Source organism: Burkholderia sp. Bp9012 (assembly GCF_003853825.1).
Lineage (GTDB): Bacteria > Pseudomonadota > Gammaproteobacteria > Burkholderiales > Burkholderiaceae > Burkholderia > Burkholderia diffusa.
Genome location: NZ_QTQA01000052.1, coordinates 1 through 17,190, shown reverse-complemented (window position 1 = coordinate 17,190; position 17,190 = coordinate 1). Strand labels below are relative to the sequence as shown.

Genomic DNA, 17,190 nt, shown 5'->3' with positions numbered 1-17,190 from the left:
CCTGACGCCGGATATATGTACGCAATCGACTTCCGTGTCCGTCAACTTCCGTTTGCTATTGGGAGCAGTCCATATATGTAGATCGTCTGCTCGCTGATCCCGTGCTTCTTCGCTACCTCCGCGACCGGCGATTTGTCCGCCTCGCGCAGGATCGTGACCATCTGTTCTTCCGTGAACCGGCTCTTCTTCATGACTTCCTTTCTCCGTTGGAAGCCATTCTCTCAAGTTTCAACTGGTCCGAAAATTCCCGGGCAGGTCAAGTGGAATAGCTGGTTCGGATTCACGCCGTGCTGGCGCGCGACCATCGAAACCGATTTTCCCGGCTCGAAACTCTCGCGAACCATCGCTAGCTTCTGCTCCGCCGTCCAGCGCCGCCGACGCTCCGGGCCCGTCAACACTTCCATCACTTCCTGCCTGGTGTTAGTCAAAAACACAGTCTTATGCCTACCCGTTATTGCAAGTGGGTGACTGTGTCCGGCGTTTCAGGGGGCTGCTCCAAAACCGGCGAGCCCACTAACTTACGAATGGTGTACTCGGCGGGGTAAGGTCACCCCCACACCACGATGAGGAACCGGGCTTGTTTCCGACTCAAGTGGTCGAACGAACCTTCAGTGGCGTACTTTGATGTCGAGGCACAAAACAATAAAACAGCGCGATGAGCAAGGTAATCCAGATAGGACCGATAATTGCGGCGATTCGAGTATCGGGGAAGTATGCGATCAAGCCAACAACCGCCACCAAAAATAGCCCAGTCAGATAACTTGCATACGGAAAGATTCGACTGCCCGTTCTAGCGCCTGCGGCTCGAGATCCCGCGATTCTCAGGCGAAAGCGAGCATGCGACAACAAGATGAAGCTCCAAGTCCAGATCGCGCCGAACGTCGAAATCGAAGTCAGCCAAACGAATACCTGCTTGGGTGCCAAATAATTGAGGACGACGCCGATCAGCAAGCAAACAACTGAAAAGAGTACAGCAGGTCCGGGGACGCCACTCGCGGATACCCGACCGAAAATCTTGGGGGCTTGTCCTTGCTCAGCGAGGTTGTAGATCAGCCTCCCGGTACCGTAAAGATTGCTGTTGAATGAGGACAAAGCTGCTGTCAGAACCACAAAGTTGATGATGCCTGCGGCATACCGAATGCCCATCTTGTCAAAGGTCAGAACGAATGGGCTGCCAAGCGTGCCAATCTCGTTCCACGGAAAGAGCGACATGATGACGAACAATGCGCCAACGTAGAAGACTGAGACACGCCAGAAAACCGAGTTCACAGCTCGTGCCAACGTTTTTTCCGGATTCGCTGCTTCGCCAGCCGTGAGGCCGAGGAGTTCAACCCCCTGATAGGCGAAAAGCACCATCGGCATCGCCATCAACATCCCGCCCATCCCGTTCGGCATAAAGCCGCCATGTTTCCACAAGTTCGAGATACCTGTTGCTACACCGCCGTTGCCGATGCCAAACGCGATAATGCCGCCCCCCATAACAATCATCAGCACGATCGTCACCACTTTGATGAGGGCGAACCAAAACTCCAATTCACCATACAGTGACACCGCTACAAAATTGATTGCACCAATCGTGACAAGAGCGGCCAGCGCCCAAATCCATGGAGTCACTTCTGGGAACCAGAGATGCATGTAAACGCTCACAGCGGTGAGTTCGCTCATACTACCGACCACCAATGTGAACCAGTATGTCCATCCGGTAAGATAGCCGGCAAGCGGACCAATTTCATCCTGTGCATAGCGGCTGAACGAACCGGCGACGGGTTTCGCTACGGCCATCTCACCCAGCGCGCGCATGATGACAAAGATGGCTGCACCTGCAATGGCATACGTCACAAGAATTGCAGGCCCTGCCAATCTGATCGCGGTCGCTGAGCCGAGAAACAACCCGACACCAATCGCGCTCCCCATTGCCATAAGGCTCATATGCCGTTCTTTCAATCCTCTATGCAGCTTTTCTCCACTATTCATTTCATCTCCTATGCGATCCTAATCTTATTTTTGCCATCTCGAACATCCTGTCAATGGCTAATCTTCTCTACATACGTGTAGCAGGACTCAGCGGGGGTCGCACTGATCGACGGATGACAGTCCTTCGATGGCCTGGCTCTGGCCGGCCAGAGCCAGAAGCGTCTGAAGCAGAATATTTGCACCAGCTTCAAGATCTTCCGGTGCTGTCCACTCATCTTCATGGTGACTAACGCCGCCGCGCGACGGGACGAAAATCATGCCGGTCGGCGTAATGCTCGCTATTCTGCATGCGTCGTGCATCGCCCCGCTATTCATGCGCATTGAGGTGTATCCGGCGCTCTCCGATGCTGCGTCAACAAGCCCGACGATACCGGTGCTGAATGAGATCGGTGGAACGACCATGGTACGACACACTTCGACCTGAACATGCTCTTCCGCTGCGACCTTCCGTGCGCATTCAAACAATGCACTCTCAATGGTATCCAGGACACCGGCATCCTGATGGCGCAAGTCGATGGAAAAGCTGGAACGTCCGGGAACCGTGTTGGGCGAACCTGGGATTACGGCCACGCGCCCCACGGTGAAGCGAACATCCGGGTTCATGAATGCCGCGAACCGCCGCATCTCCAATGCAATTCTCGACAACGCCATAAAGCTGTCACGCCGGTCGGTCATCGGAGTGGTGCCGGCGTGCCGGTCGCTGCCGGTCAGTTCGATCTCGTACCAGCGAACGCCTTGCACGCCTTCGACAATGCCAATCGTTCGCTTTTGTTGTTCAAGCACCGGCCCTTGCTCGATGTGAAGTTCGACGTAGGCAAACGGGTCGATGGCCTCACGTGAAAACTCGCCGGCATAGCCAATTCGGCCAAGCGCCTCGCCAAAGCGGACCCCATCTGCGCCGATAATGCTCATCGCGGAGGCGACATCCAGATTCCCTGAGAAGCCGCTCGAACCAGTGAGGCCAGGCGAGAACCTGGCTCCTTCCTCGTTGGTCCAATTTACTACCGCGATTGCGCGCTCGGTCTGAATATCCTGCTCGTTCAAAGTTCGAATCACTTCGAGCCCTGCAAGGACGCCATAGATTCCATCCAGCGTTCCACCATTTGGTTGCGTATCGAGGTGGCTACCAGTTAGCACAATGGAATTGTCCGGTCGCGTACCAGCTCGGATCGCAAAAATGTTCCCAAAGCCGTCAACATGTACGCTGCATCCAGCTTCTTTGCACCATTCGACGAACTGATCGCGACCAAGTCGGTCTTCGTCGGTCAGGGAAATACGACAGCAGCCCCCATTATCCTTCGCACCAAATTCAGCCATCTCGTGAATGGTGCGTTGGAGCCGCTCAAGATTGATGTGCGGAATATTGCGCATTCGTAGTTCAAAGTCGGTGCGCTCGACCCAGTTCAACAACTTGATCGGTCATAGGTCGAGCGCCGTGCTTTTAGTCGTTCAGGTCGAACCACGTGGTCTTGAGGGCCGTGTACTTATCGAGTGCATGGAGCGACAGATCGCGACCGACACCCGATTGTTTGAAGCCCCCAAAGGGTGTCATGACGCTGACTTGGTCAACCGCGTTCACCGATACGGTGCCAGCATGAAGTCGTCCCGCGACCCGATGCGCCCGCTTGAGGTTCCCGGTCCAAACCGAAGCACCGAGACCGTAGACGGAATCGTTGGCAACGAGGATAGCCTCGTCCTCGGAATCGAACTCCAGGACACCCAAGACCGGCCCGAACACCTCCTCCCGTGCAAGCGTATCGGTAGGCTTCACGTCGTCGAAGATCGTCGGGGTTAAGAAGCACCCTTTCCCGATTTCGGCATATCGATTTCCGCCAAGGAGCAGCCGGTTGTCGCGCTTGGCAAGCTCGATATAGCGCAACACCCGCTTCGTCTGCTCTTCGTCTACCATTGCCCCCATCTTCGACGCCGGATCCAGCGGATTCCCAGGCTGGTAGGCCGATGCGGCCTCGAGAAGCGCCTCGATGAACTGCGATTTCACGCTGCGCTGCACGAGCACGCGTGACGTTGCCGAACACACCTCACCCTGGTTGAAGAAGATGCCTTGCGCGGCAGCCTTTGCCGCAGCGCGAATGTCCGTGCAGTCATCGAACACCAGCAACGGGCTCTTGCCACCGCACTCGAGCCAAACCTGCTTCATGTTCGACGTGGCCGAGTAACCCAGGAACATCTTCCCGACTTCCGTCGACCCCGTAAAGGCCACGCAATCGATGTCCTTGTGCATCCCAATCGCGCGACCCGCCGTTGTACCGAAACCAGGCAGTACGTTGAAAACGCCCGCAGGAACGCCTGCCTCGGCCGCGAGCTCGGCCAGCTTCAACGCCGACAACGGCGACTGCTCCGCCGGCTTCAAGATAACGCTGTTCCCTGCGGCCAATGCGGGCGCGCATTTCCATGCGGCCATCTTCAGCGGAAAGTTCCAGGGAACCACTGCGCCCACAACGCCGACCGCTTCCCGACGGATTGTCGCGAGCGCACCGCTGCCCAATGGCGCCACCTCGTCATAGACCTTGTCGATGGCCTCCGCGTACCACTGGAATACCTCCGCGGACGTCGGTACATCGAGTGTCACGGCGTCGTGAACGAGCTTGCCCATGTCCAGCGACTCCAGCACCGCGAGTTCCTCACGATGCTCGAGAATGAGCTGGCTCAGTCGCAGCAGTACCTTCTTTCGCTCGGAAGGTGCAATGCGCGACCACGAACCGCGTTCAAACGCCGCACGTGCTGCAGCAACCGCCCGGTCGACGTCTTGTACGTCACACGCAGCCACAGACACCAAAACCTCGCCGGTCGCCGGGTTGACGGAGTCGAACGTTTCTCCCGATGCTGCGTCGACGAATTGCCCGTCGATGAACGCTTGCGACGGAAACGTGATGCGATTAGCCAGTGCTTGCCAGCCCTCAAGGGACTGAGAGAATTGAGAGGTCTGCATATGTGGGAGTTCCTGTCGAAGGATGCGAAATCACATCCCACCTCTCGCACTTAGAGAGGTGGGACGCCGATCAGCCGACGATGCGGCGCATGTGACCGAGGAACGTTTCGACTTCGTCGAGCGTGTTGTACTGGGCGAAGCTGACACGAACGATGCCACCCTTGTCGATCAGACCAAGCCGGGTGACCGGTTCGATACCGTAGTTGTGCCCGTGCCACACGTTGATGTTGACGTCGGCAAGGCTCTTCGCGATGACCGCAGGGTCAAGGCCAGCCACGCTGAAGGAAATCGTCGGCACGCGATGCTCGAGGCGGTCCAGGGCAGTGACCCCATGAATCGTCAATCCCTTCAACGCCGTAAGACCTTCGATCGCTCGAGCCACGAGCTTGTCCTCGTACTCCTTGGTTGCCTCCATGCCGGCAACGATCTTGTCACGGCGCGACGCCGTCGCTCCAGCCCCACCGAGTTGCTCCCCAATCCACGCAAAGTGCTCGACTGCGGCATACGCACCTGCGATCTGCTCGCGCGCCTTCGTTCCGGTCTCGAACTTGTCCGGTGCGCTGTCCGATGCCGGCCGAACTTTGTACGGAACCAGTTGCTCGAGGACTTCGAGACGTCCCCAGAGGATGGCGATATGCGGGCCGTAGAACTTGTAGGCAGAGCACACCAGGAAATCACAGCCCAGGGCCTGAACATCCACGATACCGTGCGGGGCGTATTGCACGGCGTCCACATACACCAGCGCCCCAACCTCCTTCGCCTTGCGAATCGGGACCACGATATTGTTGATGGTGCCAGTCACGTTGCTCGCATAATTGATAGCGAGCACCTTGGTCCGCGGCGTGAAGATCTCGTCGAGATTCGAGAAATCGTACTCGCACGTCGTCGGATCGAAGTCGATCCACTTGATGACCGCCCCCCGGTCTTTCGCGACTTGCACCCAGGGTGACACGTTTGCGTCGTGATCCATCCGCGTCAGAACGATCTCGTCCCCCGCCTCAATCGTCCGGCCAATCGCCCGCGAGAACGAGAAGGTCAGCGTCGTCATACTCTGCCCGAACACCACCTCCCGGACATCGTTCGCATTGAAGAAATCCTTGAACGTTTCGCGCGCCTTGGCAACCTCACCAACGGCCTTGCTCGAGACGGGGAAAAATGCACCGAGATTCGCGTTGCCTTCCACCATCGACCCCACCATCCTGTCGATGACGTGTTGCGTTACTTGGGTGCCTGCGGCGCCGTCGAAGAAAATCGTGTCTCGGGCGACCTCAGTACCGAAGACCGGAAATTGTTGCCGAAGCAGTGCGTGATCCATGTGACCTATCTCGTCGAAAAGCTGATTAATCGTCGGTGCGACGCCTAACACACGAAAGGGCTACGTAATCGGGCCCTCCCTTATGCTGGGATCGCCGTGCAATTTCAATTGCACACCCCGCAAGGAAAGATACTTTCCTGACAGGAATCAATATATCCGTGTTTACCCGTTGCTCAGTTCCTAGAGAATGCTTATTGAGCGACAGTGCATTCCGACGAAGCACGGCCAGCCGCCGAGCCAACGTGCCACGGCGCGGAACCCGGATCAGAGGCGGACCAAACAAATCACGATTGATCGCTTGCAGTCTTGCTGGTCAGAGATGCCCTCAATATCCGGCTCGAATTTATTCAAGTCAATCTAACAGGGAACGTGCGAGTTCGGGCAGTCTGACATCGCGCCAGCTTCGGCAACAGTCTGCCTGACGCGACATCAGGCAGCCTGTTCGTGTGCGATCCTGGCGGTTGCTTACATCCGAATCGAATCCAGAAGCGTCCGCTTACCATCGATGTAGTGGTAGAGGGTAATTACTGGGTTCTTTATGTCCCCATACTGGTCAAATTGAGTCTGGCCAAGGATCCCCTCAAAGTTCGTGGAAGGCAACTTTTCGAGAATCTTCGCGGCGCTCGTCGAGTTGGCCCGCTTCATCGCGTCGACGATGATGTAGACAGCGTCGTACGCGAACGGGGAGTAGGTCTGAATCGGGACATTGAAACGCTTCTCGTACCTTTTCTGGAAATCCACCCCTCGCGGCATCTTCTCAAGAGCCATGCCAGCTTCCGAGCACACCACCTGCTTGGTGCCTTGACCGGCAAGCCCAGAAAGCTTCTCGGTGCACACGCCATCGCCAGCAAGAATCGGGACCGTAATTCCGAGCTGCTGCGCCTGTTTCACGAACGGCCCGCCCGTGGCATCCTGACCGGCGTACATGATCACGTCCGGTCGCTCCCCCTTAATCTTGGTCAAGATCGCGCGAAAGTCGATGGTTTTGTCGGTACTTCCATCGCGCGATAGAAGCTTGATGCCCAGTCCTGACGCCGATTTCGCGAACTGGTCCGCAAGTCCCTGGCCGTACGCGGTCGAATCATCCACGATTGCGACCGTCTTCGCACGCAGCTGCTTTACCGCGTATGTGGCTAGCGCCGGCCCTTGTTGCGCATCGGTCGCAACAACCCGGAAAGTATTGTTGAACCCTTGACGCGTGTACATTGGGTTGGTCGCAGCCGGCGAGATTTCGGCAATTCCGGCATCGTGATAGATCTTCGATGCCGGGATGGTCGTGCCGGACGTAAGATGGCCGATAACCGCCACTACCTTATCGTCGACTAGCTTCTGTGCTACCTGAACAGCAGTGCGTGGATCGCCAGCATCATCCTCCGCCGAAAGCTTCAGGACAACCTTCTCGCCATTGATTGTTAGCCCCTTTTCATTGATTTCCTCAATGGCCAGTCTGGCACCATTCTCAGTATCCTTGCCCAGATGCGCGATACCGCCCGTGAGCGGAGCCACATGACCAATTTTTACAACCTGGTCTGCGTGAGCATGCATCGCTGCCACGGCAGCTGTGACAACGAATCCAATACGCAAAAGACGTGAAGCTCCGGACATTCCGATCTCCTAGCCATATCCATTGTTTAGTAATGCGAATTCATTTACACAGGCTTGTAGATTCCTGTGAAGCACCGACTGGGCGGCCGTTCGCTACCGACACTCCCAGACACCGAGGCTTGGTCAGGCGCTTGAGGAACAGTGTTGGACGCCAAAACTCAAAAGTCAAGCCAAATACCCTACAGGAAAGATACTTGCCATTAAATAATACGCTTCCGCGAATCCCGGCCTAGCTCGCGGTGGCTGATTGCACTACGGTCGTCGAAAGCCTGAATCGACTGACGAATCGGCCTCCGAACCCGTTTCGTCCATGTACATCAGATCCGATTCAAGCCTCCCTTTAGGACAAGGCCTTTCCGAGGGTCGGCCGGGATTCGTGAATATGCTCAGCACCGGATTATGCGCAGCGGCGGCCGTAACGCATTGAGTGACGGACGTCTTGGGTCGCCGCGCTGAACATAATCACAGACTCTCGAGGAACGCCATCACCTTGTCGGTCGCACGAAACCGCGGAGCGATCTGCCCTGCTGGGTGAAGCAGATTCAGCGCCTTCTCCTTCAGGGCGAGATCGGCTCCCATGTAGATGTGCGTCGTGTCGAGATGCTCATGACCGAGCCAAAGCGCGATCACGCTCATGTCGACACCCGACTGCAATATATGCATGGCCGCCGTGTGCCGGACGACATGGGGCGAGACGTGTTTCCCGCTCAAGGCAGGACAAGCGTCGGTCGCGCGCGAAATGTAGGCGCAGTAAATCGATTCATGGAGCTGGCTGCGGGCGTGACCGGCGATCCGGGTGAGCGTCGCAAGGGGCGGCAGCTCGTAGCGGCGCCTGACCAGCTCTTCCAACATCACATTGACAATGTCCGGCAATTCCGCCTTGGTCCGGGCCGCGTGCGCGGCGATATTGGCCAGCCATGCGTGGGCGGCGCTGTCGACCGGGAGAATCCGGACAAACTCACGGAGGATTTTCTGGTGCCGGGATTTGCTGCCCAAGCGGTCGTAGCGCGCGAGAGTTGTACGGGGCAGCGGGCGGACGCCGAGCACAGCACTCGTGTTCGACGATCGCCGGCGGCACGTCCGAGATCACCGGCATGTAACCGCGGCGCTGCAGCAGCTTCAACTGCGCGAGAATCAGTACGCGCGTAGGCGCCTGACGGAACTGGTCGAAAACGAACCGGATCTCCCCTGGGCTCTTGACGCTTCACAACTAGGCATATAGACGGTTCGCAATTCCGCCTCGTCCAGCTCCGCCGGGAGTACCGGGTACGCGGGTTCATGAATCTTGGTCATTGCTGCAACCTCGGTCCTGGCAGTCCCCGCAGTGCTGATCGATCAGCGCTTTAGCAGATTGAGTCGTCCAGACAGTACCGCGCGACGAGCTTGGAGCCGATCATGCCATGATCCAGTCGATGGTGCGGTTGGAACTCGCCGAAGAGAAACGTCCCATCATTAACGGTCTTTTCTCCCTCGGTCCGACCACCTGCCAGATCGCGTCGCAGCCATTACAGCTGTTTAGTCTGGAAGAAGCGCTCCCGTGATGCGCTCGGGAATTCTCTCGCTCCCCGCGATCATTGCGATCCGCTGTCCGGCCAGAACGTAGTGGACATGCATTCTGGCGACGAGAATCCCGTCCGTGCGCGATCGGACTATCGTTCGGCACACGGTCCGATCGCGCGCCTCGCTGACGATCTCCGCGATCACCTCATTTCGCTCGACGCGCGTCCCGACCGGCACATGCCACGTGACCATTCCGGTTTGCGTTGCCTTCAAGTGATCGACGGCTTCGAGTGTGGCGATTGCCGGCGTCTTTAGTTTTTCCCCTGCCAGTCGATCCGTGACAAAGCCCTCGACTCTCAGAAAGTCAAGCAATGCATCGACGTCATGGGTCGCTAGTTCATCAGACACATCGCGCTGTCCACGCAACTCGACAACCGCGGCGAACCCTTGACGGGAATCGCATGGCAAACCGGATTGGCGCAATGCACTCCAAGCATCGTGAAATGCTTGGTCGAACGTTCCGCCACCAGCGTGCTCCTCAAGAAGCAGCACGGGAGCAGTAAGGCACCGCGCGAGTGCGACAGCGCGCTCTTCGTGCGCCCAATTGCTGTACACGTGCATGACGGCCGTCTTGTCGCAATGCAGATCGAGCGCCATATCGTAGGCAAATGCGCGGGATAGCAACATCGCTTTCAGGTATTCGACCGGGTCCGTACCTTGTGTCGGCGGCGCCGCTATCGCCGTCAGCCACGCCTGCGCGTTGCGGCGGGTCAGGGGACGATCGCCAGCCGTGATCCGCCGGACGACCTCTGAACGGATATCCGGGAATCGACGATCGAAATTGCCGCTTCCTGCGCAATCGAAGCGCCCGGTAAGCGATCCACCGACGACCTGCTGCATACCGAAAGGATTCGCCCAGGTCATGACGGCGATGCGCCCGCGCAAGGCCCCAATGCGCTCCAGCGAAGCGAGCCGTACCAGCAGATGCTGGATTACGAGAAGCCCCGGCACCTCGCCGGCGTGCAATGCGGCCTGCACGTAAAGTGATCGATCCGCGTCTTTTGGGCCGAACGCATATTCACGCAGCATCAGACGCATCCCCGGAGCAGTACCAGGCAGCGGAATCTCCACTCTCTCCATCACTTAACTCCCATTCCCTACCGGTCCGGCATGCAATAAAGCGATTAGAAGTCGAGCAGCAGATTGCCGGGCTCGCGTCCAGCCAGCACTGCATCTCCGACGATCAATGCCGCCCGTTGTCCCGGCCTGACGAGCTTTTGCAACTGCCGCACAACCATTACGCCGTCGATCGGACTGACGACCGGGGCGCGCGAATTGAGCGCCCCGTCGAGACGCACGATTTCCGCGAATGTCTCGCCCGCACTGACGTGCTCTCCCGGCGTGCGCCGATAGACGATCACGCCCGCGCAGGGGCATCGGACATGCGCGGCTCCCTGCAGAGGAAACACCTTGGGCGGCTCGTCCAATCGAGGGTCGTCGTCTGCTTCGGGCAGAGACAACACCCCCTCCGATTCTGCGTAATGCAGTAGACGCCGGGCATCGTCCAGCGCAAGCGCATCGTTGACGTCCGCCTGACCACGCAACTCGATCGTCGCCGAGAAGCCACATTCGTCCGCATCGAACACGCCTGCCTGCTGCAGTGCGCCCCACGCGCTTGAATGCGTCTGATCGAATGCACCGCCACCTGTCTGTGATGGCTCCAGCATCACGACCGGCGCTCCGATCAAGTGAGCCGCCTTCACGGCTCGCTCGCGTTGCAGCGAGGACGCGTAAACATGCGCGATCGCATCGGTGTCACAATGCAAATCAAGCACGATGTCGTGATCGATCGAAAGCCTCGCCAACTCGAGCTTCATCGCCGCAGTGGGGCTCAAATCACCACTCACTTCGATCACGCTGGAAAAATATTGCTTCCACTGCCGCCGCGTCAGGCTACGCGCGTCCGCATCGCGCAGACGCATTGCGACGGCCCGATCCAACAACGGAAAGTTGCGATTGAAGTTCTCTCCGTTCTCGAAGTCGAAACGCCCCACGACAGGGCCAAACAATCGTTGCGACAAGCCAATCGGGTTTGCGTACGGCACGACGGTCACGCAGCCGGTGATCCTTCCGGCATTGTCGAGGGCATGAAGGGCCTCAATGAGATGCTGCAGGACCAACAGGCCCGGGTGTTCATCTGCGTGCAATCCAGCTTGAAGATAGATACTGCGCCCGCTGTCGGGATCGCCGAACCGATGCGCTGTAAGGTGCAACGCAACGCCCGGCGCCGGCGACGGCAGAGGAATCTCGATACGTCGATAGTTCACGTGGTCTCTCCTCACATTCGTCCCAGCGGTTCGCATGCCCGCCGCCAGGTACGCGCGTCCTTGGTCAATGTCCGCTTGTGCTGGCGACAAGCCGATAAAGCTCAGCAGCGACAGCAATGTCCTCCAGTCCGAGACCGATCGAGCGGAAGAACGCATGACGTTCGTACGATGGCAGTTGTGCACGGCCTGCTACGAGCTCAGGCAAATCGCCGACAATCTCATCCTTACTCCAGCCAAACTCGGCCGCTGCAATTTTCATCTCTCCTGCACTCATCGGCGTCGTCGCACGATAGTCGCAGTAGACATCCATTTCCGGCAACCACGCTGGCGGAATTTCGTGTGCGTTGGCGACGTTCGTGCTGATCGAAGTCACTAGAGCCGGGCGCGTCAGCATGCCATCAGTCAATACCGGTTTGCCGGACGAAGTGCAAAGCGAAACGACGTCCGCATCGCGTACGCATGCTTCAATACTGTCGATAACGAGAACTCGCGGATCGATCGATTTCACCATCTCGCGCTTGGCTTCTTCCGTGGCGAGTTCCGGCGAATACACCCGAATGGTTTGCCATGCACGGACGCCCTTGAGATGACGCAGATGCGCCAGTCCCAATGCCCCGGTTCCGATCAACGCAAGACAGCCTGCATCGCGCCGCGCGAGGTGTTCGACCGCCAGTGCCGTGGCGCCCGCGGTACGCTCGGCAGTCAGCAAGCCCGAGTCACACCACATGAGCGGACGCCCAGTCTCCATCGACATGAGTGCGGTCCATGCGGTGACGATTGGGCCAGCGCTTGTTGGCACATAGGGAGAGAGCTTCGCGCCGAACACCTGCTCATCAGCCAAGGTACCAAGGTAGGTAATGAAATCGCCTGCGTTATCCGGGAAAACGGTTAGCGTCTGTGGCGGCTGCACCGCACGGCCGTTCGCCAAAGACTGAAACATCCGCGCAAGCGCGCCACGAGTATCCAACTCCGGCAATGCAGCACGAACCTGTGCCTCGTCCAGCACACACGGCAAATTGTTAAGTTGAGCACTCATCTAGCGATTCCGGGCTGCACCCGCTCCATCTAAAAAATAGATTTTCAGTCTACTATGGACATTCTTTTTTTGGAAGCGGATACTTGGTGAAATTGTCGCTTATGGACAATTCGTCTACCTTTTCTTGGAGCGATAGGTAGCTCGCCGAGGCTCGCGGACCAAATTCAGGTTACGGCCCCGTACTCGATCGTCATCATCGGAGTTGATATGAAATTGAAGCATCTGGTTTGTGCCGTCGCCATGTCCGTAGGGACAGCAGGGTTCGCGTTCGCAGGCAGCAATGCAGCGTTGAAAATTGGCATCGAAGCCGCTTACCCCCCGTTCGAAAGCAAAACGGCAGCCGGGCAACTCCAGGGGTTCGATATCGACGTCGGCAACGCTGTATGTGCAAAGATTCAAGTCAAGTGCATCTGGGTTGAGAATGTCTTCGACGGTCTGCTGCCGGCTCTGCAGGCACGCAAGTTCGATCTCGTCAACTCGGCCATGAACATCACGAGCAAGCGGGAACAGATCGTCGATTTCACTCCCCCGATCTATGTGGTCCCGATGGTCATGATCGCGCGCAAGAACTCCGGACTTCTTCCTAACCCTGATTCGCTGAAGGGTAAGCGCATCGGCGTGCTCCAAGGGGCGGTTCAAGACGACTTTGTCCAGCGCAACTGGAAGCCCCACGGCGTCGAGATCGCGGAATATTCGGACCAGAATCAGGTCTACGCCGATTTGGCCGCGGGCCGCCTCGACGGTGCCGTTCAGGAGTATCAGACTGCGCATGAGGGCTTTCTGGATAAACCGGAGGGGCATGACTATGCAATCGTCGGCGCACCGCTGGAAGACTCCGTGACGCTTGGGAAGGGCGTTGGCTGGGCATTCAGAAAGCAAGATGCGGCGCTGCGTAGCCGCGTCTCGAACGCTCTGGCCCAACTAAAAGCAGATGGGACACTGAGCAAGCTCTCGGTTCAGTATTTCAAACGCGACATCATCGCCAAGTAACCGTCCCGACGACGGCTACGAAAACACCATTTACTCTGCATGCGGCCACAGTTTGGCCGCTCAATCCATATCGCCTAAGGAGCGGTCATGAAGATCAAGGAATTTGGCGTCGAGCGCTGGATGGATCTCTACGAGAACCATTGCACCTATAACCTTGCAGAGACCTGCGTCGAATCTCTGACGGTCGATCAACTTCTCACCATGACGGGACGTCAGGCATCGGTGCTCGACGAACTGCGACCGATGAAGCTTACCTACGGCGCGATCGAGGGCACGCAACGCCTGCGCGAAGCCATTGCCGCTACTTACGCGCGGCAATCGGTATCGAACGTCATCGTGACACATGGCGCGATCGGCGGGAACGCCCTCATCTATGAAACGCTGGTTGAGCCAGGTGACACCGTGATTTCAGTGCTGCCGACCTACCAGCAGCACTATTCGATTCCGGAAAGCTACGGCGCGAACGTAAAAATTCTGAAGCTTCGCGAAGAGAACGCGTTTCTGCCGGATCTCAAGGAACTCGAGTCGCTCGTCGATGACAAAACGCGCCTCATTGCGATCAACAACCCGAACAATCCGACCGGGTCGCTGATGGACGAAGCGTTTCTCCTCAAGATCGTCGAGATCGCTCGGCGCTGCGGTGCATACATCCTTTGCGACGAAGTCTATCGCGGTACCGACCAGGCCGGCAGTGGCTACAGCGCGTCGATCGCAGATCTCTACGAGCGAGGCATCAGCACCGCAAGTATGTCGAAGACCTACTCCCTCGCCGGGTTGCGTCTTGGCTGGATCGCCGGCCCGGTCGAGTTGATTCACGCCGTTGCCGTGCATCGCGACTACAACACCATCAGCGTCGGTATGATCGACGACTACTTCGCGACGCTCGCGCTCGAGCATCGCGACGCCATCCTGAAACGCAATCACGACATCGTGCGTACGAACCTCGCAATTGTGGAAGCTTGGGTCGACGGTGAGCCGCTCGTGTCGTGGATTAAGCCGAAGTCCGGAACGACGGCTTTGCTCAAGTTCGCGATCGACATGCCGTCGCGTGAATTTTGCACGGAATTGCTCGACGCAACAGGCGTGATGTTTACGCCGGGTAGCGCACTCGATATGGAGGGTTATGTGCGGATCGGATATGCGAACAACCGCACTGTACTTGAGGAAGGGCTCAAGCGCGTATCCAGCTTCTTGCGCGGCAAAGCGAGCTAAATCTCCTTCACCGATCATTCGGGCCAGCACGACTCGCCGCCCGAATCGACTACTCACGCCGCGGAGTTACATGACGTTTGCGTCGGCTCCGCGGTAGAGTTCATTCGAGCGAATCACGCGCCTTCGCGCATTTGCTTCAAGTGCTTGTAGACGGTCGCCCGCCCCATATCAAGAACGTTGGCGATGTAGTTCGCCGCACTCTTCCCGTTGAATGCTCCTTCCGCATACAAGGCTTCCACGAGCTCACGCTTGTGGTCACGCGAAAGAGAATTGAGCGCGAGCTGCCGTTCCCGCAGCCAACTATGCAGGAACCCATTAATCCGCTCCTGCCAGTCGTCCTTGAACAACGCCTCCGGCGGTCGAACCAAGCCAGCACCCATGATGAACAAGTCAACCACTTGCTTGACATCGTCGAATGCCGCGACATTGAAGTTGACGCACATGACACCGACAGGGTCTGACGTTTCGCCGGGTACGAGCATACTCACACATCGCATTCGACGACCGTCCCAATTCATCTTTTCATACGGACCCATCACATTTCCGACAGCCGTACCTTCGATCTCTTCCAAAGCCGAATCGTCACCAATCGCGCGCTTTGACAGGTTGTTGGCAATGTACGCGATGGACTGGCTCGTCAGGTCATGGATGACAACTTCCGCATAGGGAAAAAACAACGAAGCGATACCGTCGGCGATGCTCCGATATCGACTGAGCAACAGCTGATCGGCCGTGGATTTCCTCTGTTTTCGGGTGGACATCGATTGTCTGTATCTTGCAACGAAAAGAGCATGATATTACGCCGTCGGCCTCAGCGCGAGCCCGCAGTGCGCCCCCATTGCAGATAAAAAAGAAGCCAATCGTTACCTACCGATCGGCCCGTGAACAAGGAGAACCACCTCACACCCATGGCGCCGAGCGGCAAGCTATTGAAGCCGCCCAGCGCCAGCCAACTCAGAACTTGTGTCGAATCGCCGCACGAATCACAAACTGATTCGAGGTCGACGACGCATCGGCCGCACCGGGGACGTACGCGAGATCCAGCGAGGTGCCAGTCTTGTCGCCCGCGACGTGCTGGTAAGCCCCCTGCACATAGATGTCCGTGCGTTTCGACAGATTGTAGTCTGCCATCAGGCCAACCTGATGAACCTTCGGCTCTGCGTTACCAGACGACGCATTGAAATTCTCGGTCGTGAACGTGTAAGCTGCACCCGCGTAAAGTGCTGGTGTGAACTGGTATTTGAAGTTCACTTCGAAGTTCTGGAATCGCAACGAATTCAGCGTCCCAACTACCGGCAGGATCGACCCAGATATGTACGTCGTCGATTGCGGTTGATTCAGGTACGAGTTCGTATACGCGAAGCCGGCTGTCGCCGGGCCAAACGTGTAGTTGATCCCGCCGCCAAATACTCGCAGTCGCTTCGCGAGAAAGTTTTCATCGCCGCCGTTGTTAATCGCGCCGCTCGACGTCGCGGACGGATTGTCGGCTTGCAGATATGCTGCCGCGACGAGCAGCCCGCCGTTCGTGTACTGCGCACCGACACTGTACTGCCGGTTGTTTGCGAATTCCGTGCCGTTGCTGAAACTGTACGTACCGCCGAATTGAAAGCCGGCGATCTCCGGACTCGCGTACTTGACAGTGTTGTTCACCCGAAAAGTGTTGTCCGTGTTGTCGTTGTCGTACGGATGGGAAAACATGTACCCGGCCCAGTTGCCGTTCGCAGTAGTCTGCGCCAGATAGTCGACAACCGAATCGTACTGGCGGCCAAACGTCAGGGTGCCGTAACGGTCGTTCGCCAGACCGACGTAAGCCTGGCGCCCAAATCCGAGGCCACCTTGTCCAAGCTTTCCGTTGTTGACGTTGAAGCCGCTCTCGATCTTGAAGATCGCCGATAGACCACCGCCAAGGTCTTCGGTGCCTCGCAGTCCCCAGCGACTGCCCTGGACGAAGCCACTCTGAAGCTCGTATACGTGCTTGCCACCGACATTGTTCGTATAGTCAATGCCCTCGTCGATCAGACCGTAAAGGGTAACGCTGCTTTGTGCAAAGACGGGGGCACTTAGAATGGCCATGGCCACTGCTGCCGCAATTCGAAGCTTCATCAAATGATCTCCAAAACAAATATACAGGATGTCTAATAAATTCCAACTCAATTGATCCGCTACTCGTGACGCACCAGCACAAATCCGCTTGGCGAGCTGTGTGGACCGGCCAGCCTTTCGTAGACATCTTCGAGCCATAATTTACGGCAACCGAGGAGGTCAGTATGAGCGGCAAGCG

The 17,190-nt window shown here is 57.5% G+C and carries 13 protein-coding genes and 3 pseudogenes; 3 read left to right on the top strand and 13 right to left on the bottom strand.

Going from position 1 to position 17,190, the window contains the following annotated elements; translation table 11 throughout:
* Positions 1–77: 77 nt before the first annotated feature.
* The 8 genes and pseudogenes from DIE11_RS35420 to DIE11_RS35385 all read right to left on the bottom strand — a co-directional run.
* A pseudogene (locus DIE11_RS35420) lies at positions 78–191 on the bottom strand (transposase); the annotation flags it as partial.
* A 69-nt stretch (positions 192–260) separates the two neighbouring features.
* Positions 261–404, bottom strand: a pseudogene (locus DIE11_RS35415) (transposase); the annotation flags it as partial.
* 184 nt (positions 405–588) lie between these two features.
* A complete protein-coding gene (locus tag DIE11_RS35410; protein WP_124489759.1) occupies positions 589–1,974 on the bottom strand; it encodes an amino acid permease in 1,386 nt (461 codons plus the stop codon).
* Positions 1,975–2,061: 87 nt separating this feature from the next.
* Positions 2,062–3,381 (bottom strand): M20 family metallo-hydrolase, encoded by a 1,320-nt coding sequence (locus DIE11_RS35405; RefSeq protein WP_124489758.1) that lies wholly within the window; start codon positions 3,379–3,381, stop codon positions 2,062–2,064.
* 34 nt (positions 3,382–3,415) lie between these two features.
* Complete coding sequence (locus DIE11_RS35400; protein ID WP_124489757.1) at positions 3,416–4,924, bottom strand: aldehyde dehydrogenase; 1,509 nt, start codon at positions 4,922–4,924, stop codon at positions 3,416–3,418.
* Positions 4,925–4,994: 70 nt separating this feature from the next.
* Entirely contained in the window at positions 4,995–6,239 is a 1,245-nt protein-coding gene (locus DIE11_RS35395; protein WP_124489756.1) for a cysteine desulfurase-like protein, read from the bottom strand.
* Between the two features lie 465 nt (positions 6,240–6,704).
* Positions 6,705–7,844, bottom strand: a complete 1,140-nt coding sequence (locus tag DIE11_RS35390) for a branched-chain amino acid ABC transporter substrate-binding protein (RefSeq protein ID WP_124489755.1) — start codon at positions 7,842–7,844, stop codon at positions 6,705–6,707.
* 462 nt (positions 7,845–8,306) lie between these two features.
* A pseudogene (locus DIE11_RS35385) lies at positions 8,307–9,137 on the bottom strand (DUF4158 domain-containing protein).
* Between the two features lie 107 nt (positions 9,138–9,244).
* Here DIE11_RS35385 and DIE11_RS36650 point away from each other — a divergent pair.
* Positions 9,245–9,385, top strand: a complete 141-nt coding sequence (locus DIE11_RS36650; RefSeq protein ID WP_185633876.1) for a hypothetical protein — start codon at positions 9,245–9,247, stop codon at positions 9,383–9,385.
* Here DIE11_RS36650 and DIE11_RS35380 read toward each other — a convergent pair.
* The 3 genes from DIE11_RS35380 to DIE11_RS35370 all read right to left on the bottom strand — a co-directional run bounded on the left by DIE11_RS35380 (position 9,360) and on the right by DIE11_RS35370 (position 12,707).
* Positions 9,360–10,475, bottom strand: a complete 1,116-nt coding sequence (locus tag DIE11_RS35380) for a succinylglutamate desuccinylase/aspartoacylase family protein (RefSeq protein ID WP_185633875.1) — start codon at positions 10,473–10,475, stop codon at positions 9,360–9,362. The genes DIE11_RS36650 and DIE11_RS35380 overlap by 26 nt on opposite strands.
* A gap of 53 nt (positions 10,476–10,528) precedes the next feature.
* Positions 10,529–11,671 carry a succinylglutamate desuccinylase/aspartoacylase family protein gene (locus DIE11_RS35375; RefSeq protein ID WP_185633874.1) on the bottom strand — a complete coding sequence of 381 codons (1,143 nt, stop codon included), beginning with the start codon at positions 11,669–11,671 and terminating at the stop codon, positions 10,529–10,531.
* 64 nt (positions 11,672–11,735) lie between these two features.
* Entirely contained in the window at positions 11,736–12,707 is a 972-nt protein-coding gene (locus DIE11_RS35370; RefSeq protein ID WP_124489752.1) for an ornithine cyclodeaminase family protein, read from the bottom strand.
* 207 nt (positions 12,708–12,914) lie between these two features.
* On the opposite strand from DIE11_RS35370, the gene DIE11_RS35365 reads away from it, so the two are divergent.
* Positions 12,915–13,697: a transporter substrate-binding domain-containing protein gene (locus DIE11_RS35365; protein WP_071333823.1), complete on the top strand. Its 783-nt coding sequence runs from the start codon at positions 12,915–12,917 to the stop codon at positions 13,695–13,697.
* 87 nt (positions 13,698–13,784) lie between these two features.
* Entirely contained in the window at positions 13,785–14,909 is a 1,125-nt protein-coding gene (locus DIE11_RS35360; RefSeq protein ID WP_071333824.1) for an aminotransferase, read from the top strand.
* 113 nt (positions 14,910–15,022) lie between these two features.
* On the opposite strand, the gene DIE11_RS35355 is transcribed toward DIE11_RS35360, so the two are convergent.
* Together DIE11_RS35355 and DIE11_RS35350 are read right to left on the bottom strand one after the other, a co-directional pair.
* On the bottom strand, positions 15,023–15,670 hold the full coding sequence (locus DIE11_RS35355) for a transcriptional regulator (RefSeq protein WP_124489751.1): 648 nt from the start codon (positions 15,668–15,670) through the stop codon (positions 15,023–15,025).
* 193 nt (positions 15,671–15,863) lie between these two features.
* The gene (locus tag DIE11_RS35350; protein WP_124489750.1) at positions 15,864–17,012 is read right to left on the bottom strand and encodes a porin; all 1,149 of its coding nucleotides are present in this window, start codon (positions 17,010–17,012) and stop codon (positions 15,864–15,866) included.
* Between the last annotated feature and the right edge of the window lie 178 nt (positions 17,013–17,190).